This is a genomic window from Anaerolineales bacterium, assembly GCA_003105035.1.
Lineage (GTDB): Bacteria > Chloroflexota > Anaerolineae > Anaerolineales > UBA4823 > FEB-25.
In genome coordinates this window covers 1-23891 of the sequence record PQAL01000043.1, presented here as the reverse complement: position 1 = coordinate 23891, position 23891 = coordinate 1, and the positions used below count along the sequence as shown (strand labels likewise).

21 protein-coding genes and 2 rRNA genes are annotated in these 23891 nt (G+C 54.7%); 7 read left to right on the top strand and 16 right to left on the bottom strand.

Features of this window, described 5'->3' with window-relative positions:
* Positions 1–35: 35 nt before the first annotated feature.
* The 3 genes from C3F13_18715 (at position 36) to C3F13_18705 (ending at position 2788) form a co-directional block, all read left to right on the top strand.
* Positions 36–893, top strand: coding sequence for an LLM class flavin-dependent oxidoreductase (locus C3F13_18715; GenBank protein ID PWB49437.1), 858 nt, complete (start codon positions 36–38; stop codon positions 891–893).
* A 155-nt stretch (positions 894–1048) separates the two neighbouring features.
* Entirely contained in the window at positions 1049–1777 is a 729-nt protein-coding gene (locus C3F13_18710) for a metallophosphoesterase (protein PWB49436.1), read from the top strand.
* Positions 1778–1861: 84 nt separating this feature from the next.
* Positions 1862–2788 (top strand): hypothetical protein, encoded by a 927-nt coding sequence (locus tag C3F13_18705; GenBank protein ID PWB49435.1) that lies wholly within the window; start codon positions 1862–1864, stop codon positions 2786–2788.
* Between the two features lie 102 nt (positions 2789–2890).
* Here C3F13_18705 and C3F13_18700 read toward each other — a convergent pair whose 3' ends face one another.
* Positions 2891–4117, bottom strand: coding sequence for a hypothetical protein (locus tag C3F13_18700; protein PWB49434.1), 1227 nt, complete (start codon positions 4115–4117; stop codon positions 2891–2893).
* 32 nt (positions 4118–4149) lie between these two features.
* Here C3F13_18700 and C3F13_18695 point away from each other — a divergent pair, with 32 nt between their 5' ends.
* Positions 4150–4860, top strand: a complete 711-nt coding sequence (locus C3F13_18695) for a 16S rRNA (guanine(527)-N(7))-methyltransferase RsmG (GenBank protein ID PWB49433.1) — start codon at positions 4150–4152, stop codon at positions 4858–4860.
* Between the two features lie 7 nt (positions 4861–4867).
* Here the strand turns inward: C3F13_18695 and C3F13_18690 are convergent, their stop codons facing one another.
* The 3 genes from C3F13_18690 to C3F13_18680 form a co-directional block, all read right to left on the bottom strand.
* Positions 4868–6073 (bottom strand): hypothetical protein, encoded by a 1206-nt coding sequence (locus C3F13_18690; protein PWB49432.1) that lies wholly within the window; start codon positions 6071–6073, stop codon positions 4868–4870.
* Between the two features lie 119 nt (positions 6074–6192).
* On the bottom strand, positions 6193–6708 hold the full coding sequence (def, locus tag C3F13_18685) for a peptide deformylase (GenBank protein PWB49431.1): 516 nt from the start codon (positions 6706–6708) through the stop codon (positions 6193–6195).
* Between the two features lie 24 nt (positions 6709–6732).
* Entirely contained in the window at positions 6733–8445 is a 1713-nt protein-coding gene (locus tag C3F13_18680) for a hypothetical protein (protein ID PWB49430.1), read from the bottom strand.
* A gap of 138 nt (positions 8446–8583) precedes the next feature.
* Here C3F13_18680 and C3F13_18675 point away from each other — a divergent pair, with 138 nt between their 5' ends.
* Positions 8584–10044 (top strand): phosphoglucosamine mutase, encoded by a 1461-nt coding sequence (locus tag C3F13_18675; GenBank protein PWB49429.1) that lies wholly within the window; start codon positions 8584–8586, stop codon positions 10042–10044.
* A gap of 70 nt (positions 10045–10114) precedes the next feature.
* Here the strand turns inward: C3F13_18675 and C3F13_18670 are convergent, their stop codons facing one another.
* The 8 genes from C3F13_18670 to C3F13_18635 form a co-directional block, all read right to left on the bottom strand.
* Complete coding sequence (locus tag C3F13_18670; protein ID PWB49428.1) at positions 10115–10741, bottom strand: hypothetical protein; 627 nt, start codon at positions 10739–10741, stop codon at positions 10115–10117.
* 38 nt (positions 10742–10779) lie between these two features.
* Positions 10780–11835: a hypothetical protein gene (locus C3F13_18665; protein PWB49427.1), complete on the bottom strand. Its 1056-nt coding sequence runs from the start codon at positions 11833–11835 to the stop codon at positions 10780–10782.
* A 67-nt stretch (positions 11836–11902) separates the two neighbouring features.
* The gene (locus C3F13_18660) at positions 11903–13669 is read right to left on the bottom strand and encodes a hypothetical protein (protein PWB49426.1); all 1767 of its coding nucleotides are present in this window, start codon (positions 13667–13669) and stop codon (positions 11903–11905) included.
* 12 nt (positions 13670–13681) lie between these two features.
* A complete protein-coding gene (locus C3F13_18655) occupies positions 13682–14404 on the bottom strand; it encodes a hypothetical protein (GenBank protein ID PWB49425.1) in 723 nt (240 codons plus the stop codon).
* An 8-nt stretch (positions 14405–14412) separates the two neighbouring features.
* Positions 14413–16335: a hypothetical protein gene (locus tag C3F13_18650; protein PWB49424.1), complete on the bottom strand. Its 1923-nt coding sequence runs from the start codon at positions 16333–16335 to the stop codon at positions 14413–14415.
* Positions 16336–16339: 4 nt separating this feature from the next.
* On the bottom strand, positions 16340–16963 hold the full coding sequence (locus C3F13_18645) for a hypothetical protein (GenBank protein ID PWB49423.1): 624 nt from the start codon (positions 16961–16963) through the stop codon (positions 16340–16342).
* Positions 16960–17724, bottom strand: a complete 765-nt coding sequence (locus C3F13_18640) for a hypothetical protein (GenBank protein PWB49422.1) — start codon at positions 17722–17724, stop codon at positions 16960–16962. Before C3F13_18640 ends, C3F13_18645 begins: the two co-directional genes overlap by 4 nt.
* Positions 17708–18028 carry a hypothetical protein gene (locus C3F13_18635; GenBank protein ID PWB49421.1) on the bottom strand — a complete coding sequence of 107 codons (321 nt, stop codon included), beginning with the start codon at positions 18026–18028 and terminating at the stop codon, positions 17708–17710. Before C3F13_18635 ends, C3F13_18640 begins: the two co-directional genes overlap by 17 nt.
* Before the next feature lie 170 nt (positions 18029–18198).
* Between C3F13_18635 and nifJ the strand changes: the two genes are divergently transcribed.
* A complete protein-coding gene (gene nifJ, locus C3F13_18630) occupies positions 18199–21750 on the top strand; it encodes a pyruvate:ferredoxin (flavodoxin) oxidoreductase (GenBank protein PWB49420.1) in 3552 nt (1183 codons plus the stop codon).
* A gap of 25 nt (positions 21751–21775) precedes the next feature.
* Complete coding sequence (locus tag C3F13_18625) at positions 21776–22780, top strand: dihydroorotate dehydrogenase (protein PWB49419.1); 1005 nt, start codon at positions 21776–21778, stop codon at positions 22778–22780.
* A gap of 77 nt (positions 22781–22857) precedes the next feature.
* On the opposite strand, the gene C3F13_18620 is transcribed toward C3F13_18625, so the two are convergent.
* From C3F13_18620 to C3F13_18605, 4 genes are all read right to left on the bottom strand, one after another.
* On the bottom strand, positions 22858–23109 hold the full coding sequence (locus C3F13_18620) for a translation initiation factor IF-1 (protein PWB49418.1): 252 nt from the start codon (positions 23107–23109) through the stop codon (positions 22858–22860).
* A gap of 64 nt (positions 23110–23173) precedes the next feature.
* The gene (rpsU, locus tag C3F13_18615) at positions 23174–23371 is read right to left on the bottom strand and encodes a 30S ribosomal protein S21 (GenBank protein ID PWB49417.1); all 198 of its coding nucleotides are present in this window, start codon (positions 23369–23371) and stop codon (positions 23174–23176) included.
* Between the two features lie 249 nt (positions 23372–23620).
* Positions 23621–23737: ribosomal RNA gene (gene rrf, locus C3F13_18610) — 5S ribosomal RNA — on the bottom strand.
* A gap of 86 nt (positions 23738–23823) precedes the next feature.
* Positions 23824–23891: ribosomal RNA gene (locus C3F13_18605) — 23S ribosomal RNA — on the bottom strand; the annotation flags it as partial.

The following is a 23891-nucleotide window of genomic DNA, read 5'->3' as shown; positions in this document are numbered from 1 at the left end:
AGGCAGGATCCCAGTAATTTTAACCCAAAGAGCACATGCTCCGACCTGAACAGGAGGATGCCATGAAATTTGGAGCTGCTTTGCCCTACGGCAGCGCAAAAGCGGCTGCCCGTCTGGCGCGTATCGCTGAAGAAGCGGGTTGGGATGGCATCTTCCTGGGAGATGCCATCTGGCTAGAAGACCCGATGGTGTGCCTGGCAGCGGCAGCCATGACCACTAAGCGCATCCGCCTGGGCACCATGGTTATCCCAGTGCCCTTGCGCCGCCCGTGGAAACTGGCCAGCGAGTCAATTGCCCTGGATCAACTATCAGACGGCCGCCTGATACTCGGCCTCGGTGCCGGGGCAGTCTGGATGGGTTGGCAAGCCTTCCCCGATGAGCCAACGGATAAAAAAGCCCGCGCCGGCATGCTGGACGAGACCATCGACATCCTGACCCTGCTTTTCCAGCGTATACCGTTCGATTATGATGGCAAGCATTACCACATTAAGCTAACCGAGCTGGATGAGAGCTACTATCCCCCAAAGCCCATCCAGCAGCCGCGCATCCCCATGTGGGTACCGGGTATCTGGCCGCGCATGAAATCGATGCGCCGCATCCTCAAGTGCGACGGATTGTTGCCTCAGAAGATGAACAGCACAGGCGAATTTGAGGCCGTTACCCCGACTGACCTGCGCCAGATGAAAGATTACATCGATGCCAACCGAAGCCTGACCACACCATTTGACTATGTGGTTGAAGGAAACCGCGCTGAGCTTAACCAGGAAGAAGCCATTGAAAAGGTCAACCAATGGGCAGAAGCGGGGGCCACCTGGTGGATCGAAGGCTTATGGGAGACAAGCGAAGAAGACGCAGCTGCTCGCCTGCGCCAAGGGCCACCGAGAATGGTCTGAACTATGATTGGAATGATTTGATGATGGACTATGATTTTCTCTCATAATCATAGTAATCAATTAATCATCCAAATCATAATTCCAGGGTTTGTCCTAACAAAGCTGATAACCAGTCGTTGATTGCTCAAAGCTAAAAATCATGCTACCATTAACCCATGCGAACCCTAATCATCTCTGATATTCATGCGAACCTCAATGCCCTCGAAGCAGTTTTAGCGGACGCCGGGGAGTTCGACGCCGCCTGGTGCCTGGGGGACCTGGTCGGTTATGGCCCTAACCCCAACGAATGCATCGAGCGTATCCGCGGGCTCAGCAACCTGCAGTGCATCATGGGGAATCACGATGCCGCTGCAGTGGGGGCCATCGAAGTGGATGCTTTCAACCCGGACGCACGCAAGACCGTCCTATGGACGCAGGAACGCCTTACCCTGGCCAACATGGAGTATTTAAAAAACCTACCTGAGCGGATCAAACTCGACTATATCACCCTGGTGCATGGCAGCCCTTTCAAACCAATCTGGGAATATTTGCTGGATACCCGTTCTGCCACGATCAGCTTCGAGTTCTTCGACACCCCCTACTGTTTTGTTGGCCACACACACCTGCCAGTGTTATATTACCTGCCTGACGACCGGCTGACCGCCCAGCTGATCGTGCCTGAACACGTCTCACAAATGACCTTGGCCCCGCGGGCCATCCTCAACCCAGGGTCGGTCGGGCAGCCGCGCGACCGTGATGCGCGCTCCGCTTATGCCATCCTCAATATGGATGATTTAACCTGGGAGTGGCACCGGGTGAGCTATGATATCCAGGACGTGCAAGAGCGCATGCGCCGTGAGAACTTGCCTGAGAGGCATATTAGCAGGCTTTCGGCAGGTTGGTAGAATCTGTAATATCAAATCGTGGATGGGGAACAATAGCATGACCGGGGACGTTTTAAGCCTAGTCATTCATCTAAGGAGGAGCCAATGATAAAAAAAATCTCGATTGCACTGGTAATATTCGGATTGCTACTGAGCGCCTGTTCCCCTGCAGCTCAAAACCTTAGGGTAGCTGAGGCACCTTCAGTAAGCGGGATAACGGTGAATGAATCGGTCCAGGGAGTCCAACCATCCGCAGATAAAAGTGCGTACGCCCTAGATCAGCCAACTGCGAATATCGAACGGCTGGTGATCAAGAACGCGACCCTGTCCATGGCAGTGGATGATCCGCTCAAATCAATGGACAACATTTCACGCATGGCTGAAGCGATGGGGGGATTCGTCGTCAACGCCGACATGTACCAACAAAGCCTGGAGAATGGTGTGAAGGTCCCACAAGTTAACATGGCCATCCGGGTACCAGCCGAACGCCTGGCGGAAGCCTTGACGACCATCAAGGCTGAAACCACCCAACCGATCATCAGCGAAAACGAATCAAGCCAGGATGTGACTGCGGAGTACACCGACCTGAATTCACGCCTGGTAAACCTGCAAGCGGCTGAAAATCAGCTCCAGGAAATCATGGATTCAGCAGTTAAAACTGAGGATGTCCTCTCGGTTTACCAACAGCTGGTGTCGGTGCGCGAACAGATAGAGCTGATCAAGGGCCAGATGAAGTATTATGAGCAGTCAGCCGCACTATCTTCCATCTCCGTACAGCTGATCGCTAATGCCGCCATGCAGCCCATCACCATTGCCGGCTGGCAGCCTGGTGGGGTGGCCAAGCAAGCCCTGCAGTCTTTGATCCACGCCTTGCAGTCGCTGACGAATTTCGCTATACGTGCCATCATCCTATATGTCCCCGTCCTGCTGATTATCTTCGTACCGATCGGCCTGATTGTCTGGGGCATTGTAGCTCTGGTCCGAAAGATACGCAGGCCAAAGCCAACCCCTCCGGCATCCCCTGAAGCATAGGTGTTTCTAAAATCAAGGGCTGCCTGGCTAATCACCAGGCAGCTTTTATATTTTATTGGCAAATAGCGATGAGAATATCCTCGTCCAGGTGCTTGTCAGGCTTTACCTGAGCACAAGGGCATCGGTTGGTTTAACCAATGAAGGGAAAACCATCTCTCTCAAGTGGGCCAGCAATGTCCAATCCACCGCAAGGTTGGCAGGCCCGTTTCCACTATCCGGTGGCGTGGGAGCATTGTTACCCTGGGTAGGTTTGGTCGACGAGGAGAGGCCAGCCGTGGTTTGAGTAGTACGCACATCCTGATCGCGCACCACAAGCGGCAGGCGCACTTCGAAATTCACCACCTCGATCACCGGTTCAGCCAGCAATTGCTCGGGGGAAGGGGCGGCGTTATCCAGCTGTGCTAAAACAACCGCAGCAGGAGGCAGCTGCAGCACCTGGCCCGGGTAGATCGCATAAGGATACGGAATCGCATTTAACTCGGCTAACACCGGCCAGGTGGTGCCGAAATGTATCGCCAGCTTGGTCAGGTAATCACCGGGTTGCACGGTATAGGTCTCACTCGCGGGCTCCGTTGTGGCGGGTTGTGTTAGGGCAGCCTCCGCTGGAGCAGACGCGGCGACAGGTGGCTCACCTGAGCTGAAGACGGCCATATTGCCAAGCACCGCCCAAGATTGTAAGAATGTACTGAGGGGGTAGGTCTGATATTGACCCGAGTAGGAGTCGAGGACCTGGACACTATCGGAGCTGTAGCCGATGAGGATCATGGTGTGCTCATAGGCAGCCACCAGCGAAGTGCTGCCGTCAGGGGCCTGGTACTCCACCACGTTCCCTGGCCACATCTGCCCAATGACCCACACGATGACCGGGTGACCTGCATTAATTTCTCCCCGCAAGTCATCCCAACCGAGGTTGCTATGGGCATTGGCCTGCAACCCGAATTCCCCGAGGGTCTGCGCCACCGGGCCAGCATGCACACCATAGCTGTGGGGAGGCATATAACCCCAGGGGTCGTCCGGATTGCCCACAAAACCCTGTTCGGGATTATCGGCACGCGGTAGAACCCCCAGGAATTCATTTTCACCCAAGCTAATACCCCAGTATGCAGCCAGGTCGGCTGCAGAGCGGGCTTCACATGAAAGGGAATGTTTTTGTGGGTGCCCGTGCACACTGGCAATATTGGCAGAATCTGGCAAATTATCCCCTTGAGCGACCGAAACATCAGCAAGGATCAGCAATGCCAGCAGCGCAACCGTGCGGAGAAACATCTTCACAAGATGCATGCCAGGGTTCCCTCGAAGGCTCATGACCAGCGGTGTTGCAAGCTTCATGCCAGGCAGATGGAGCGTGTATAATCTAAACAATGAAGGAATTGGCTCTATATGCCCAGCAAAAGCTGGACATTCACCTGACACGTTCCCAACTAGCCGCCCTGTCGCTGTATGAGCGCGAGCTTCTGGATTGGAATACACGCTTCAACCTGACCGCCATCCGCAACCCGCATGAAATTCATATCAAGCACTTCCTTGACTCGCTTACCTGCCTGCTAGTGATGCGTGAATCGGCCTTTGGGCGGTTTATTGACGTTGGTACCGGGGCAGGTTTCCCGGGAATCCCGATTAAGATCCTGTATCCGAAGGTTCAGCTAACCTTAGTGGAATCGGTTGGGAAAAAAGCAGAGTTCTGCCGGCACGTGGTGAAGATCCTGGCCTTACCCGAGGTGGAGGTCGTCCAGGAACGCGCCGAGGTGTTAGGGCAGGACCAGAATTATCGTGAACAGTATGATTGGGCGGTCGCCCGGGCGGTTGCCATCCTGCCCGTCCTGGCAGAATATCTGCTACCCCTGGTGCGCGTGGGAGGCACGGTGCTGGCAATGAAAGGCGAAAGTGGCCCGGCCGAAGCCCATGCTGCCGAGCATGCCCTGCGCATGCTGGGGGGACACCTGCGCCAGCTCCTGCCGGTCACCCTGCCCGGCGTGGTTGAAGAACGCTATCTGGTGGTGATCGATAAAGTTGCTGCCACCCCCGCTGCCTACCCCCGTAAGGTGGGCATGCCTGCCAAGCAACCTCTATAACCCCTCATCAATCCTTTTCCACCCTGCCATTGGCCACGTGCCAGACAACGGCCTGATGGACAAATTCAGGAGTGAACAAATCCAAATCGGTAGTGGACAACAACACCTGCTCCGTCTGAGTCAGCCGTTCGAGGAGGTCATAACGGCGCTGAGTGTCCAGCTCCGCCAGCACTTCATCGAGCAGCATAACGGGCCAATGACCGCTTTTGGCATGCATCCAGGCTACCTCAGCAATCTTAAGCGCCAGAATTGCAGAGCGCACCTGGCCGCGCGATCCGTAGGTGCCCAGATCGATCCCGTTCGCCAGGAAGCGCAGCTCGTCGCGATGTGGCCCAAAGGTGGTAACACCCCGGGTAATCTCTTCAGAGCGCAGTTTGTGCAAACAGTCGATGAACCCTCTGCGGATCTGCTCCACCGTAAAGCCACTGCGGTCGACCGGTGCATCCAGAGACAGGGCCAGCTGACCAGGTTTTTGGGGTACTGGATCATAAGCCGGCTGGTAACTCAAACGCAGGATCTCGTTGGCGTGGGTGAGCTCACGATGGGTACGGGCAGCCAGTTTCTCCAGCTCCTGCACCGCCCGAATGCGGGCATGGATGATCTGGGCCCCAAAGGTGCCGATCTGATCGTCCCAATACTCGAGCTGGGAGACATCCCCCTTGCGCTCGAACAGCAGCTTGAGCAGAGCATTGCGCTGCAGAAGAGCCTTATTATATTCAGCCAGGGCAGACTGGTAATGTGAAATGACCTGCGCCAAAGCCAGGTTGAGGTAGCGCCGCCGCTCCTCTGGACCGCCCTCGATCACTCCCATCATTTGGGGCAGAAATAGCACTGCATTAAATTGACCAATGGCTTCACCGGCTTTGCGCTTCACCCCATCCAGCAAAATTTCCTTGCGCAGATGGGTGCTGCCATTTTGACCATTCGGCTCCTGGATGATGCGCACTTCCAGGCGGTGATGTTCGCTGCCGCGCGTATAATCGCCGACGATACGCCCGACGGCCAGGTTCTGCCGGGCTTCAATAAAATTGATCAGCTGCTTGTCGCTGCTGGCATGAAATGATGTCAAGGTCGCCAGAAAATAGATCGCTTCCAGCAGGCTCGTCTTGCCCTGAGCATTATCGCCCACCAACATGACCGTCCCACCGGGCACATCCATATCCAGGCGGGTGAAGTTGCGGAAATTAGTCAATGATAGATGGGTAAGCTGCATTGCCTCAGACAATCATGTAAATGCCACGGATTTGGGTGGCCGTGGCATTTCCAAACTTACCTAGATTATATCAAAGAGAGCAGTTGCAAATAAATGGAGAGAACTAGCTTTAGAGCAGCTTATACCCGGTCTGGACTGACCTGACCCTGGTGCTCGGCAGCCTGCCAGACCTTTTCTGCCCGGTCGACAAACAAAATCCCATCCAGGTGGTCGATCTCGTGTTGGAAAATGCGCGCCAGCCAGCCTTTGGCCTTGACCGTCATCGGTTTGCCCTGGCGGTTCAAGCCTTTCACCGTGACTGCAGCAAAGCGTTCCACATCCCCCTGGATGCCTGGGATAGACAGGCAGCCTTCAGTGCCCACCAGCGTATCGGAAGATGTGCGTGTGATCTGGGGGTTGGCTATCACATAGAGTTTCGGCGGCACTTCCTCGTCCTCTTCATCACCAAATTCGATCACGGCTAAGCGGAGGGACTCGTCCACCTGAGGGGCAGCCAGGCCGACACCAGGCGCCTGGCGCATGGTTTCCACCATATCATCCACAAGCGATTGGAAGCCGGGTCCAAAATCACTTACTTTATGAGCTTTGTGCCGCAGGATGGCCTGCGGGAGTGCAACAATTTCTCTGACAGTCATGGCGAATATTTTACCCTAATTTGGTCAAATTTGGGGAGGTTCTTTCGGTCGATGCAGGTCTTCCACCTGGCGATGGTAGGCAGCAATATAGCTGGAGACGCGTTCCTGCTCTTGCATGGTATCTGACTTCAGCTTCTTGCGACGCCGTTCAAACATGTATTGGAAAATATCGCTCTGAGCCCTGGCTGGATTATGGATGCCGTAAAAAATAAATTTGTTTTCGGTGCCGATATTAATCATCACATTGCCGAAATTCAGCACCACACCCAAAAAACCGAGCCGCTCGTAATCCAAACCGATGATGTTTTCAAGTGGAGCGGATTTAGTGATCTCATCTCCAAGGGGCTTGCGCTCACTATCAATGATCTTTTCAGGGGTGAGCCGGTAAATATCATTGCTCCAATCGATGAATTTATACAACCACCACAGGAAAGCCGATACCGTTAACCCAACACCCGCGAGCAGGATTGTGCCTGGGGACCATAGACTGATTAAGCCCTGCACGCGCCAGGCATACAACAGGCTGGTGGCAAAGATTGCAGCCAGCGTGCAACCGGCCGGTACAAGGGTCATTCGAAACAGAATGTAGAAGTGCTTGCGGTAGGTGATCACCCCGTTTACTTCGCGACGCATTTGGAAACGCGCCAGTAAGGCCTGCCAGAATGAGATTTTCTCCGGCAGGAACTGAGTCTCCTGCCGGGAGGGAGTGTTGGGTTGCGTCTCCATGACTTGATCATTCACGTTGACAGGCACGGTAGCTGCCTGGGATGGCTCGATTTTCTCTCTGATCTTTCCCTCGATGGTATGGATATCCGTTGACATCTGGCGCTCGAGGGCCAGCCTGCGCTCCGTATCTACCAGGCTCTTGATTTGAGCGGGATTCCCGATGTGGCGGAAAAATATCTGCCCCATGAATGTCTCGTTGATCAGGTCTCCATAACCCAACCAGCGCCCGACCAGGCCCGATTTGGTCTCTCCAGATTTAATCGCCACCAAGGGTGCTTCCTGCCGGCTGTCATATATAGCCACCGTGCGCTCCAACCAGACGATGCGCTCATCGGTGAGGATGTAATAATCATTGCCCCAATCATAAAACCGCCATATCGCCCAAAGGCAAGCGGCAGCCACCACCGCTGCGCCAAACCAGCCCGCCACCACACGGAATGAAGTGGTAGCTAGCTGCGAAGCAAACAAGATCACCAACAACCCAGCCCAAGATGCCAGCAATGGCCCAAGCTCCAGAACCAACAGGTAGGCTGGATGTTTACGGCAGATAACCTTTACCGTCTCTTCCTCCCCCAGCCAGGCAAATGGCTTTGAATGGATTAGGGTGTACCAGGCCGCCTGCTTTTTAATGTTTTTAGTAAGCAATGGGATGGCATTGACCAATAAACGCAGCCTATCCACCTGGATGCTGAACAACAAAGCAGGTTGCAAGGCTGTGAGGTTAAATGTTTGAGGTTTTCCCCGCAGCACGACATCGGCACCGCAAAAATCGCCTGCCCTCAAGGAATAACCACCAATCTCGATGCCCTTCTTAAGGGATGTGAAACGCAGCTTACCCGAAACGATAATAAAAAATGGGCATTTCGTGCCTTCCAGGTGAAGGGTATCACCCTCCTTCATGTTTAAAGGGTGGATATAACCAGCCACCTGCTCCAGCTGGCCATCGTTCAGGCCAGCAAATAAGCTGAGCTTTTGGAGTATGGCGATCAGCTGTTGGTGATTACCGGGCATAACCTGATTCTAGCATGAACATTGCTTTTCTTTTGAATCAATGCTTCCGATGAGCCGGGGTATTGGTGGTATCTCCAGCTGAGAGATTAGCTTGTGATAGAATAAACCCACCCTATTTACAAACAGGAGGATGTTTTCATGCCCATCCATTTTGGAACCGATGGCTGGCGGGCAGTCATTTCAGATACGTTCACCTTTCACAACTTGCGCCTGGTGGGCCAGGCAATCGCGGATGCAGTCGGGTCAGAGCATTGGCTGAATAGCAATACCGACTTAAGCGAGATTGACATGCACAAGATGGTGGTGGGTTTTGATACACGTTTCCTCTCCGACCGCTACGCAGCCGACATGGCGCGGGTGCTGGCTGCAAATGGTTACAAAGTATTGCTAGCACAATCCGATGCGCCTACGCCGGTCATTTCATTCGCTGTACGCCAGCAAGGTGCCATCGGCGGTGTGATGATCACTGCCTCGCATAATGCACCCCGCTACAACGGGGTGAAGCTGAAAGCCGCTTACGGCGGCTCGGCACTGCCCGAACAGTGCCGCAGAGTGGAAGTCTATCTGAATGACAACGAGGAGCGTAGCCGTGGTCCAAACCAGATGGATTTTGATCAGGCGCGCCAGACTGGTCTCATCCAGCGCTTTAACCCCCTTCCATCGTATTATGACCACCTGCGCAAGCTGATCAACTTCGACCTGATTGCCGAACACCCACAGCGTGTGGTGGTTGACTCAATGTATGGCTCAGGACGAGGGGTGATCAAGGGCATCCTGCAGGGTACCGGCTGTGAAGTGCAGGAGATACGTGCCGAGCTTAACCCTGGCTTTGGTGGGGTACATCCCGAGCCAATCGGACGCTACCTGGGAGCGCTGGCCAGCGCCATCAGCATGGGGATGGGCGACCTGGGGTTAGTCACCGATGGCGATGCCGACCGTATCGGAGCAATGGACGGGCGGGGAAATTTCGTCGATCCACATAGGATCATGGCATTGTCTCTGCGATACCTGGTTGAAAAACGCGGCTGGCGTGGGCCGGTCATCCGCACCGTCTCCACCACCAGCATGATCGACCGGCTGGCAAAGCGCTACGATCTTCCCATGTATGAGACCCCTGTTGGTTTCAACCATATTGCCGATTACATGCTCAAGGGCGATGTGTTGATTGGTGGGGAAGAATCGGGGGGTATATCCTTCCATGGGCATATCCCGGAAGGCGATGGGATTATCATGGGCCTGCTGCTGCTCGAGATTGTGGCAGAATCGGGGGTGACCCTTTACGAGCTAGTGGAAGATTTGCTGAGGGAAGTAGGTCCCTCTTTTTATCAACGTACTGACTTGCGCTTAAGCCATCCGGTCTCGAAGCAGGTCATGAGCCGTATGTTGGTGGAAGAAGCACCGGCAGAGATTGGCGGAGAAAAAGTAAGCGATATATCCACCGTAGATGGGGTCAAGTACATGATTGCAGATGGCTCATGGATGCTCATCCGGCCATCCGGCACAGAACCGGTGTTGAGGGTATACGCCGAGGGACGCAGCCCGGAAATGGTGCGGGCCCTACTGGGATACGGTGAAAAGATAGCTACCCTGGTGGTATAGCAGAAAAAAAATAAAAAATCGGGATCCTTTTTATTGATGGATCCCGATTTGTGTTTAATGGGCAATCCTGCTAGAGAGCGGTGCGTAACTTGCGTACAACAAAGATCACCAACACCAGAGCAAATGCTGCCGCAACCAGTCCAGGAGTGCCCAACTCGTCAGCGATACCAGTGCCTGGCAGGGCTGTTGAGGTAGCTCTGGGCAAGGTTGAGGTGGGTTGCTGAGACACTGAAGTAGCATTGATAGGTGCGGTGCTGGTAGGCGCCGCCGAGGTGATGGTGACCATTGAGTGAACCGCAGTTTGGGTGAGCAAGGCATTGCGGGTGGCTACAGCCACATCCATGGTCGGTGATTTGGTCGGAACGATTACGACGACCGGTGTATTGGTAGGCATGGGAGTGTTGGTGGGGGTTGATGTAGGGCGGCGTGTAGCTGTGGCGGTTGGTAAGGAAGCTGTCTGGCTGGCAGAGAGCGCCACAGCTGTATCTTGAGCAGCCTGGGTAGCTTTTGCCACCTGGGCTGCCTGTTGGCTGGGCAAGTAGCGATATAAGGCGAGGCCGGCGATGCAGAGCAGTGCCAAAACCATGATCCCACCTAAAGTGCCGGCGATGATCAGAAATGTGCGGTTGCCATTCCTCTCTGGCGGCTTTTCCTCACCCAACTCGTTTTCAATGTCGTTCATGTCTGTAAAGGCCATCGTTCGCTCTCCTCACACAACCCTATTCTACCCGACCTTCACTTAATTACCTCAAGATTAGCCAGGGGAATCTGGACGATATCACCATTCGCCAGACGAACACCGGCTGTTTCCGCGCGAAGCCCGCTCGGCAAGACCGATAAACCGGCCTGCAGATTGGTCAATGTACCTACCATCGATTTATAAGGTGGGCTGATCACCCGAACGGTTTGCCCGCTGGCAAAAGGTTTCGATTCGGCGGGTATCTCGGGGCGCACGCCTTCTGGCAGGCTGATGACCACTTCGGGGCGGGTATTCCTGATCCGATCCCACGGCTCGGCGATTAAAGCCGCCTCCCTGCGCGAGCCTGAAACCAGGATGTTGAACGCGTCAGGGTTCATGGCTAGCTTTCCAAAACCTTCCAGGAGCACAATGGGATAACTTAAACCCCTGGCGATTGAGCACAACGCAGAATCCATGCTGGCTAAGATCATGCCGCGAATGGGAAGCTCTTCACCAGCTTGAAGGACTCTTTCGTCTCCGCAATACGCTCCCATGACCACCGAGCCTCGCAAGCTCACATCCATCATCCCGGTGGTAAGCTCATCCTCAGGTGCGTGCGCCAGGAGGTTCAATAACCCATAATTGATCCTGCCATTCCCCCATACCCCCTGGAGGAGAGAGCCAGTCGATTCGATCAGCACGCCTCGATCACCTACAATATCAGCGACTGTCCCCGGATAGCCTGCCAGCAGCTCGGTGAATTCGCCTTCCAGCTCCAGCAATACCTGGCCACCCCCGGCGATCACCACGGTGCCAGAGCGGGGCGTGCGAATTACCCGTCGCCCGAGCCCAACTGGTCCGGCGATGACATCCCCTTCACCAACCTCATCGCCAGCCCGACGCTGGATATAGTGGTCAGCATCATTGGCTGACAGACCCAAACCTCTGGCAATATCCAGCACCAAATGCTCCGGGCGGAGCATGGCTTCAGCAACAACATCGTTCGGGTTAACCTGCTGACCACGCCTGGCAACGATTCGCCCGCTGGCAGGCATTAGCCTCTCCCGTTGGATCGCAGCTGCTGAAATAAAATGCGTAAGCGGTGCCTGCATGCTTAGTTCTCCGAAACAAGCCCTGCACAAAACTGACTATTAGAAGTTGGGTGCACAAAGAATGCCATTATGCCTGCCCCGCGCTGACGGCAGCCAGCCATTTATTGAGGGAATCCCGGCGCCTGGAAGGCTCCGCTTGTAAACGTAGGGGGCGGCCGCGCGCATCGATAATCACGCCCAAGGCACCACCGATTACTTTTACCGTGCCACCTCTGCCAAACCCTCCCATACCAACGTCAAATTTATGCAGCGGGGTGAGGTGGAGGGTTCCAGCCTGGCCTGCGGGTAGTTTAAACACAGCCAGCGCTCCGTGTCGTACTTCCTGCTCCGACTCAGCTCCACTGTCGTTTGTCATGCGCACGCGCAGGATGGGCGTACCCAGCGGGGCAGTGCCAACGGGAGATATGATCGTGCCCAAATTTACAAAATTCGTGGCATCCAAGGATTGGATGGTCAACAGTGGGGTGACACTTGCCGTGGCACCCAGGGAGGCGGCCAGATTGTTCCGGTCAAGCGCTACCGTGGTAACCCCGGTGGGCTGCAATCCGTTGACGACCATCAACAACGCCTGGCTACGATTGGGTGCTTTGGTCAGCACACTGCCTGAGGCGATGATCGGCTCAAACCAGGGAAGTAGATTGGACCGTGTGCCGGGCACATTGGCAGGATAGGCCTTGCTGGCCTGCTTCACCGCCAGGTGCATAGCCTGGCAGGCAATCGCCTGCTCGATGGCCAGCTCCTCCGGTGAAATGGGCAAACTAGAGGGATAGAGTGCTTTGTGATAAATGTAATCCCGCACGTAACTATCGGGGACGTCGACCATGACCCAACGGGTAACATCACTCAGGGAGCACATATCGAGTATTTCGGGCAGGTTTTCACCCAAACCAAGCCCTGGGTGAATACTCAAGCGCAAATCGCCCGCAAATGCCGAAGCAACTGTCGTGGCGGAAGCACCCACATCGATACCCAACACTCCCTTACGGGACTTGGCATATTCCTTACTAATGTAACGGATGGTACGGCCAAAGGCAGTTGCAGCCGGCAATAAATGGTTGCCAGTCCACGAATCCACTTCGAGGATGCCCCGGATTTGCCGCGATCGTACCAGGCGATAGACCTGTGCCAGGGCAGGCTGAGAAGGGGTGAGCTGCTCACTCTCATAGGAGGGGCGAACGTTCGGGGCAGTGTGTAAATTCACCAGGCTGCCGATGGATTCCTGTACATCCTTCACAAGGGCAGAATTCCCGGCATAAAGCACTTCGGGGCGCAGGTCCTTTGGCATCAGGTAACAAGCCAATCCAACTGCTTCGAGTAAGTTAAGCACCGATTTCGTGGCACCACCCTCCATGCCGCCGGCTACAACGATCAGATCGGGATGGGCTTGCAGGATGCAATCCAAACGCTGCACTGTATCTCGCCGGTCGTTCAAACTCATCGTTTCGACTACCCTGGCATATGTGGTGGAAGCCAGATTTCTTGCGCTCTCTGCCGAAACATCCTCCAGCAGACCGAGCGCCACTACTTTTAGCGGAGGTCCAACAGATACCGTCGCCACACAGGCATCCACACCAACCCCACTGGGCTGTGAGGGGATGACCAGCTGTCCTTCAGCGTTAAACAACACCCGACCAGTAATATCATGCAGCTGGTCTAGAGCGGCTTTCACACCCACGGAGACATCGTTGCTGGGAGCACCTATGGTGGTGGGCACACTACCCTGCCCCAGAAAACGATAGCGACCTTCCACCACGTCGAAAAGAATCACCCGTGTGTTAACCGTACCAATTTCTATCGCCAGGACTGAGTCAGCATCAATGAGTGAGGTAGGCATAACGATTTCACATTAGAAAAAGCGCATAATGACATTCCAAAGATAACCGATCCGATCAATCAACGCCGTGAGAGCAGCAAGATACACCCCAGTAAACAGGACTCCCAGGGTAATAATGATGAAACCCTGACCAACGGTCGATAAGTATTCCAAAACAACCGGTCGTTGGGCAGGCAGGCCGTCTTCCCGGCGCTTCAGGCCAAATTGAAAGTAGATCAGCGTGGTAACGGTGCCGGCGATAACTACCAACCCGTTAATAAACCACCCGACGATGCTGCTCATCTCAGCAGGGGCGTAATTTTTGTTGAGCAGATTAGCGGAAGCCCCAACCTGGGGGAAAATCGTGCCCATTACCGCACCGGCAATCACCGTGGCGGCCCCAACACCGGTCAGGAAAGCCAGGACCGGGGTTCCATAGCGGGATAGGCGGGGAGACAGCTTGGTCATCATCCAAAGACCCAGGAGGACAGCGGGAGCAACCTGGACCGCATAGGGCAGCAAACCATCCAGGTTACCGGTGGCAAATATCTGGAGGATCGGCACGAGTACCTGGTACCAAAGTACGTTGTAAATGATCAAGATGGCAGCATACCCGGATGCAGCACCAATAAATATGTGAATCGCCAGGCGGAAAAGAAAATTGTCGCCTATGATATAGCTGAGCACCATGATCGTCAGGATAAAACCGATGATCGCTCCAATCGGATCTGCCAGCTGGCTGATCTGCGCTAACATAATCGGGCCTAGTTCTCCTTCTTCTTACTGGAGGGCAGCGTCTTGCCTACACCGCTGACGATACTCCCGACGAGAATGACAACGATCGATACACTTATGCCAATACTATAGGCATCCCAGGCACCATTTTGCGGGAGACTGCCAACCGAGTTTGCATAGGCTATGCCTCCCGCCAGGCCTGAGATGATGCCTTGAACCTGCTCTGGCGCGGACAGGTAATATGGCAGGATTAGCGGTTCGGCCTGTGTACTCGACACGAATAAAAGCGGCCGGCCGCTCTGACGCAAGGGCGTACCTACCTGCTCGATCCAGATACGGGCAGTGTCAGCATCATTGGTCAGGATGATCACCGCGCTAAAATCCTGGATACTCATGATGGCATTTAACGGCGGGGCAGCCCAAACATCATAACCACTCAATGAATAAGGCATGACCGTCTTCGGCGATGTCGCCAGGCCGCGCAGGCCCAAGGTTCCTCCGGGAATATAGCCGAGGTCAGCATAATCTGTATAAGCCTGGGAATTCCCAACTAAACCGGAGTAAACCGCCTTGACCATGCTTTCGCCCAATGCCGGTCCGGATGGGCTGGTTGACACCAGGGTCAGGTAGGCGTTTTTATTGATCAGCTGGGTGAGCACACTGGTGATGGCCAGGTTCAGCTCCCCAGAAAAACCAGCTTCGTAGTCAAATGCGATCAACACGGGTGCCCCGGAGGGTAGCTTTTGGATTTCCAGCGTAAAATCATCCAGCCCGGGGAGGCTGCTGGCTTGAGGTTGGGCAGCGTTTTGACTACCCATGATGATCACCCAGAGGATCGGTAATAATAACGCCAGACCGATCACCAACCTGAAGATATTGCGGGAGCTTATGACAGGCTGCGAAGGAAGCGGGGTCGGTTTTTCTTCATCAGCCAGCAGGGCCTCCATCAGCTCCACGCGCTCTTTTTGCTCATCGGTGACGCGCAGTTTTATAGAGTAGGTGGGCGGCTTCCGGGCGCGAATGGCTGACGGATGGGATGAGATCACCCCACGCAACCCAACCAACGGCCCAGCTGTGACAAGATCGGCGGTCGAAACATCCTCCACTGGTCCACTGGGCTCTAAAACCTCAGCGGGGCGAAGGGCCTCCAGCCAACCGGGGAGCTCGGCAGGACTGAGGCCTCCTTCTTGTTCCTGAGACGCGGGAGGCGCACCTTCCGGCATGGATTTGGTTAACCACTCAGGTGGTTCAGCCGGTTCGGGCTCGCTTTGCTCAGTAGGTTCTTCGGCCACGGGCTCATGCAGCCCTTCCTCAGCTTGAGTGATGCCGCCTTCCAGCTTAATGGTCGAGGCAGCCTCAAGGTTGGTCAGCCAGGCAGGCTTTTCGGCAGGAACAGCGGGTGGGAGCGATTCCTCTTCCGGCTCTTGAAGGGCTGGTGCACTAATAGCCTCTTCCTCCTGCGCAGGTTCTTGCTCGGCAAGAGGTTCCTCTTCTGGCTCACTCAAGCTTTCATCCGAACCCGTTTCACTCACCCCGGCTTCGTTGAGCAAGCTAGCCAGCCATTCGTCATCAACACTTTTCTTAGCTGACTCTTCAGACGATGAAGGTGGGCTGATCAATGCATCGATTTGGGCTGAAATCTCGTCCGGTGTGAATTCTTTAGGCTTTTCTTCAGGGGGTTTCGGTTCAACTGAGGCGAGGAAACCAGCTTCGGTCTCCTTCAGCCAATCGGGGATCGCTTCCTCCAGGCCTTCAGGGGTAAATGGTACTGCTGAAGGTTTTTCCGCAGGTTTTTGATCTTCTTGAGGCGCGGAAAATATCCTGGCAATTTCATCGTCCCCCTCCGGGGAGGCAATGAAACCACCCGATTTTAACGGAGCCTGGCAATATTTGCACTCATCCAGCTCTTCTGGATTGGGCTTTCCGCACAGTGGGCAAATGATTTCAGCCATCTATTCATCCACCATACGGGCGATCACTTCCGATGAGGATGCGCAGGCCGGCCGCGACAGTTCCCAGGGCAACCCCCAGTAATAGGCCACGCGCCCCAGCGGCTGCAGGTACCTGGGCTAACCATGCGCGGATTGTGCTGAGGATGTTTATCTCACCTAAGAAGTAGAGGGGTGCGGACCCCAGTAAAACCAACAGCACGGTTGCCAGGAACAAGATGGTGTACCATTTCGGTCGCCTGGAGAGCAAGCGCGCTACGGCATAGATCAGGACAACCGCCAATACTGCTAGCAGGCTGATCTCGGCTGGTACCTGGAAGGTATTGAATATCCACAGTGACAGTGAGCCGGTGGGACCACTGATGCCAACCAGCAGGATGGTGAGGACGAGCGATACCAGCAATACAATGCTATACCCCTGGTTCTTATCATGGCTGGTGATTTTCTTCCAATGTACCATTGCCAGGTTAAAAATCCCCAATAGCACCGCAAACCCGGCCAGGATGATGGCCCAGCCGATCAAGGTGGACTGGATTTTGCCGAAAAAGCCCGGGAAAAAATACCCTAATAAGACCAATGCCCCGGCAGCGATGGCAATGACCGCATTGGTGATCGGCAAAACCTTCTTCATGCCAGGATTCCCAATAATTTAAGAATAGCACCGAACAAAATGGCACCCACGATCACCCAGCGCAGGATATCTTGCATACGCAAACTGGCCGAATGGACTTTATCCTCCCCGAGATAAGCTCCGGAGGCATACAGCTCCTCGCCCAGCAGGGGCTCGTCAGACGTTGCATACAGGACGGCCTGGGCTGAGATGCTATCCGTCCCACCGACTGTCAGTGAACGGCTACGCTCAGCCGCTTCGGTCAGTAAAGCCACCTCGGTTCCAAAATGACCCGCCAGGATATTGGCAGACACTTGCTCGTCATGGATTGCAGGCAAGGCTCCCGCCGCATACGCCATGGGGGTGAGGCCAGAGAGGCGGGCATTAGTATGATCGTATCGCTGCTCCGCAGCCAGGCTGCCAAAGGTGCTTTGCAGTGTATCCTGGCTCAAGACAGTGACCACGCTGTCGCCAGACGTCACAACCGAAGGGCGGTCGCTATTCGAGGCAGCCCGGGCACACCGATCGAGGATCGTCAGCCCAAGTAAAGCCGCCCCACCCTGCAGGTCATTGATCGAACCTCGACCCAGCGAGATGTGCAGGCGCTTGCCGGCCTCCACGGCCAGATCGACTTCGCGGCGAAAATGGGAGAAGGCCTGGATGGTGCGCAGGGTGATCTTGGGGATATTCGGTGCAAGATAGAAGAACAAAATTAAACCCAAGCCTGCCAAGATCAGCGCCAGAGCTAAGTAGGTATTGAGAGCACTAAGCGCTTGTTCCACGCGTGGAAACCTCTCTCAAAATGGCGATAAATTGACGTCGATCTTCAGGGTCTTCGAGCACCTGTGCGAAGGCTTGCAGTGACCTGGACGAGACCGCCCCGGTAAGCACCGGTTGACTGATATACAGGACCTGCGCCAGCAGCACATTGAGCGAGCCAGCGATCTCAAGCAGTGAAGCCACTCCATTCTCCACACCCCAGCGATGCAATGCACGCGCCCAATTATTCCAGTTCTGCTGGTTCTCACTCATGAGTAAAGTATAGCACAGTTTTATGCGGCAGTTTTTTGCCAGGCAAATTTTCATGAACCAGTCCACTCACCAGCTGAAATTGAAATATGACAGGGGACAGGTGTTTTTTATGCCATATATAACTGTCTGTTTCCTCCTGGTACGGCTAAACTAGTTAGTTAGTCTCTTGGGTATCATTTATATAACTAACGCTAAGTGCGTATTCCAAAACTGGAGCATTGTTAATGAAAAAACATACCGCCAATATTGATGGCAACGAGGCGACTGCCTATGTTGCCCACAAGACCAGCGAGGTGATCGCAATATATCCCATCACCCCGTCATCCACAATGGGAGAGTATGCCGACGAATGGTCAGCCAAGAAGCGCCCCAACTTATGGGGGACAATCCCATTGGTAGTCGAGATGCAATCTGAAGGGGGTGCAGCGGGGGCCGTTCATGGCGCGCTGCAGGCAGGTGCCCTGAGCACCACCTTTACTGCCTCGCAGGGATTGCTGCTGATGATCCCTAACATGTATAAGATCGCCGGTGAGCTCACCTCGACGGTGTTCCACGTCTCAGCCCGTTCCCTGGCCGTGCACGCCCTGTCGATCTTTGGGGATCATTCCGACGTGATGTCAACCCGCTCGACCGGGTTTGCCCTGCTGGCATCCAACTCGGTACAGGAAGCCCATGACTTCGCACTGATCGCCCAGGCCTCCACCCTGGAAGCCCGCGTACCCTTCGTGCACTTCTTCGACGGCTTCAGAACCTCCGCAGAAGTCAATAAAATCGAGATCCTCAGCGATGATGAAATTCGCACGATGATCTCTGACGAGCTAATCCGCGCGCACAGGAGCCGAGCCCTTTCGCCTGACCACCCCATGATTCGTGGAACCGCTCAAAACCCAGATGTCTATTTCCAGGGCCGTGAGGCGGTCAACCCCTATTATAGCGCATGCCCGGAAATCGTCCAAAAAGTGATGGACAAATTTGCTGCCACGGTCGGGCGCAAATATAACCTCTTTGATTATGTCGGAGCTCCCGATGCTGAGCGCGTGATCATCCTGATGGGTTCCGGCGCGGAAACCGCGGGTGAAACTGCTTTATACCTGAACAAGCAGGGAGAGAAGGTGGCGGTTATAAAAGTACGCCTTTACCGCCCATTTTCCAACATGCACCTGCTGAATGCCCTGCCAAAGACAGTTAAGACTGTGGCTGTGCTTGACCGCACCAAGGAACCTGGAGCAGCTGGAGAGCCGCTTTATTTGGATGTGGTGAATGCAATTTATGAAGGCGGCCGTCAAATCAAAATTATCGGCGGTCGATACGGGCTTTCATCCAAAGAATTCACACCTGCGATGGTCAAGAGTGTCTTCGATGAGATGAGCAAGGCCGAGCCGAAGAATCACTTCACCGTGGGCATCACGGATGATGTCTCCATGACCAGCCTGCAATTTGATCCCAGTTTCAATATCGAAACACCTGAAATTACGCGGGCCGTATTCTGGGGCTTGGGTGCGGATGGCACGGTAGGCGCCAACAAAAACTCGATCAAGATCATCGGCGAGGAAACCGACAACTACGCCCAGGGTTACTTCGTGTATGACTCTAAGAAGTCGGGGGGCAACACGATCTCGCACCTGCGCTTTGGCCCCAAGCCGATCCATGCGCCATACCTGATCAGCCACGCCCAGTTTGTGGGCTGTCACCAGTTCAACTTCCTCGAGCGCTTCGATGTGCTCAAGTTCGCCATGACCGGCGGCGTGTTCCTGCTGAACAGCCTATACGGACCCGATGAAGTGTGGGATTACCTGCCGCGCGAGGTCCAGCAGACCATCCTGCAGAAAAAACTGCGCTTTTTCGTGATCAACGCGTATGAAGTGGCCAAGCAGACCGGCATGGGTGTGCGCATCAACACCGTCATGCAGACCTGTTTCTTTGCCATCAGCGGTGTGCTGCCTCGCGATGAGGCCATTACCCAGATCAAAAAAGGTATCAAGAAGAGCTATTCAAAATTTGGCGAGGCAGTGGTCAAGAAGAATTACAACGCAGTTGACCAGACGCTGGTTAACCTACATGAAGTTAACCTGGCAGGCAAATCGGTGACCAGCACGATCACTCGCCGGCCGCAAGTGCCAGAAAAAGCTCCTGAATTCGTGAAGGATGTCTTGGGTAAGATCATCGGCCTGGAAGGTGACGACTTGCCGGTGAGTGCTTTCCCCGTGGATGGAACTTATCCACTGGGCACAACCCAATGGGAAAAACGCAACATCTCGCTCGAGATGCCCGAATGGGTACCGGACCTGTGCATCCAATGCGGGAAGTGTGTCTTCGTCTGCCCGCATGCAGTCATCCGGGCGAAAATTTATGAGCCACAGCAGCTCACGAATGCCCCCGCAACCTTCAAGTCGATGGATGCCAAGTTCAAGGAATTCCCCGACACGAAGTACACCGTCCAGGTGTCTCCAGAAGACTGCACCGGATGTGCCTTGTGCGTGGAAACCTGCCCTGCAAAAGACAAGAGCCAGGTGGGTCGCAAAGCGCTCAACATGGTTGAGCAGCTACCCCGGCGCGAGCAAGAATCAGCTAACTGGGAGTTCTTCCAGGCTCTGCCGGTTGTGGACCGAGCACAAATCAACCTGCGCACCCTGAAAAACACCCAGCTGCTTGAACCTTTGTTTGAGTTCTCGCTGGCATGCACCGGTTGCGGCGAGACACCCTACGTCAAGCTGCTCACCCAGCTGTTCGGCGACCGCCTGCTGGTGGCCAATGCCACCGGATGCTCGTCCATTTACGGCGGTAACCTGCCCACCACCCCCTGGACGGTCAACCGGGACGGGCGTGGTCCCTCGTGGTCGAATTCGCTGTTCGAAGATAACGCCGAGTTTGGGTTCGGCTTCCGCCTGACGATCGACAAGCAGAACGAGTACGCCCGTGAGCTGCTCCCCCAGCTTGCCAACCTGGTCGGGGAGCCACTGGTAACTGGCCTGCTGAATGCCGACCAGACCAGCGAAGCGGGGATTAAGGAACAGCGCGAGCGGGTTGACCTGCTTAAGACCCGCCTGAATGGTGTGAAGGACCCGCGCGCCCGCGATCTACTCAGCCTGGCCGACCTGCTGGTCCGCAAGAGCGTGTGGATCCTGGGTGGTGATGGCTGGGCCTATGATATCGGCTATGGTGGCCTGGACCACGTTTTAGCCATGGGCCGCAACGTGAATATGCTGGTGCTAGACACCGAAGTGTATTCCAACACCGGCGGTCAGAGCTCAAAATCCACCCCGCGGGGTGCCGTGGCGAAATTTGCAGCCAACGGCAAGGGGATGCCGAAAAAAGACCTGGGGTTAATCGCCATGTCGTACGGGTATGTGTATGTCGCGCGTGTGGCCATGGGAGCCAGCGATCAGCAGACCCTGAATGCCTTCCTGGAAGCTGATGCACACGACGGACCATCCCTGATCATCGCCTACAGCCATTGCATCAACCATGGCATTGATATGCGCAGGGGATTAGAACAACAGAAACTGGCTGTCCAATCAGGTATCTGGCCGCTCTACCGCTACAATCCCAGGCTGGTTGAAGAAGGCAAGAACCCCTTAACGATTGACTCAAAGGATCCCTCCATCCCATTGGAGCAGTACGCCTACAATGAGCCGCGTTACAAGATGCTGACCCAGACTGATGAAGAACGAGCCGAAATGCTGCTGAAACAAGCCCAGCAGGATGTTAAATCACGCTGGGATTTATATAAGCAGATGGCAGCCATGCATTACGGGAATAATGACGGCAACGAATAACCCAGGGCCACAAAGGAGAAAAATCATGGTAGACCTCACAACCACTTACCTCGGACTTAACCTAAAAAATCCACTGGTAGCTTCACCTTCCCCGTTATCTGAAAAGGTTGCCAATGTGAAACGCATGGAAGATGCGGGCATTGCTGCAGTGGTGATGTATTCACTGTTTGAAGAGCAGATCATCCACGAAAGCCTGGAATTGGATCACTTTCTCAACCGCGGCACCGAATCTTTCGCTGAAGCGCTCACTTACTTCCCGAACATCGGCAAATTCAGCCTGGCACCCGACAAGTATCTGGAAACCCTGGAAAAGACCAAAAATGCGGTCAACATCCCTGTCCTGGGGAGTTTGAACGGCGTCTCTACGGGTGGATGGATCGAGTATGCCCGCAAGATCCAGGAGGCTGGTGCGGATGGGCTGGAACTCAACCTGTACTACCTGCCTGTCGATCCCAACCTGACCAGCAGCCAGATCGAAGATAACTATCTCCAGCTGGTCAGCGACATCCGAGCTTCGATCCACATCCCCCTGGCCATTAAGCTGGCACCCTTCTTCACCGCCCTGCCGCACTTTGCCAGCCGCCTAGTGGAAGCGGGGGTGAACGGTCTGGTGCTGTTCAACCGCTTCTACCAGCCCGACATGGACCTGGAGAACCTGGAAGTGGTGCCGCACCTGGTGCTGAGCAACTCGGATGAGCTGCGCCTGCCCCTACGCTGGATTGCCATCCTGTACGGCAAGGTGAAGGCTGATCTGGCATTGACCAGCGGCGTACACACCTCCGAAGACGCCATCAAGGCCGTTATGGCGGGTGCCAATGTGGCCATGACCACCTCAGCCCTATTGAAGCGTGGCACCCCGGCAGTACAGCAAATCCTCTCGGGGATGGAAGCCTGGATGACCGAGCACGAGTATTCTTCGGTGCATCAGATGCGGGGTAGCATGAGCCAAGGTGCCGTGGCAGAACCAGCCGCCTTTGAGCGCGCTAACTATATGAAGGTACTCAACTCTTTCAACCCGGATTTTATCTAACCCCGGTATCGAATTAAAACAAAAGAGCGGGCGCTGCGCGCCCGCTCTTGCTTTTTAATGCTCATGCGATATGCAGGTTAGAAGGATTCGGGTTCGCCTTCGTGAGCCTTCTTGTGGCGGTAAACGATCCGTCCGCGGGTGAGATCGTAGGGTGACATTTCCACCCGCACACTATCTCCCAATAGGATGCGAATATAATACTTGCGCATTTTCCCTGAGAGATATGCCAAGACTTCGTGACCCGTCTCCAGGCGTACTTTAAATTGCGTCCCAGGCAAGGCCTCAATCACCGTGCCTTCGACAACAATCTTATCTTCCTCTTTCGCCATGCATACCTCCTGACTAACTGTTCCGCGCCTGATTAAGGAAGCAGAACCACTCGCTCAAACGAGCTTAATCCATGTCTGGTCGTTCCTTTCGCCTGATGCGGCGAATGGCCTTTTTCTTCTGAATGCGGCGTAACTCACTTTTCGAAACGAACCAGCGCTTGCGGCGGACCGTGCTCAAGATACCGCTTTTAGCTACCTTCTTGCGAAAGCGCTTGAGCAGGGCGTCCTGCGACTCGTTCGGGCGTAGATTTACCGTGGTCAACTTCCTCACCTCCTTACCATTCTGGTATCCTGGCTGCCGGGCGGTGGGACAAAAAAACCCGGCTGACGTTCACGCTCTCAGCCGAGCCAGGTATTACGTGCACTCCTGTATCAGTCATCGATAATAGTCTTGGTCACCATCCATCCAAAAGAGCGATTTTAACGTCGACGAGAATTCTAACCGAACAATGGAAATCTGTCAATTTGGCAGGCATTATGCCCGGGTACATTCCATTAAAACAATAAAGTCTCTTGGCAATGACCTACTCTCCCAGGCAGTTACCCACCAAGTACCATCGGCGCTGACAGGCTTAACGATCGGGTTCGGGATGTGTCCGGGTGTACCCCTGTCGCTCCAATCACCAAGAGACTCTATTTACATGTTAAGATACCAACCAAATAGTGATAATTATCGATTGAGTGATGCGAAAAGTTTCGAGTTCTCCGTACCACGTGATTAAGCCCTCGGCCATTAGTACAGCTTAGCTGAACGCATTGCTGCGCTTACACATGCTGCCTAT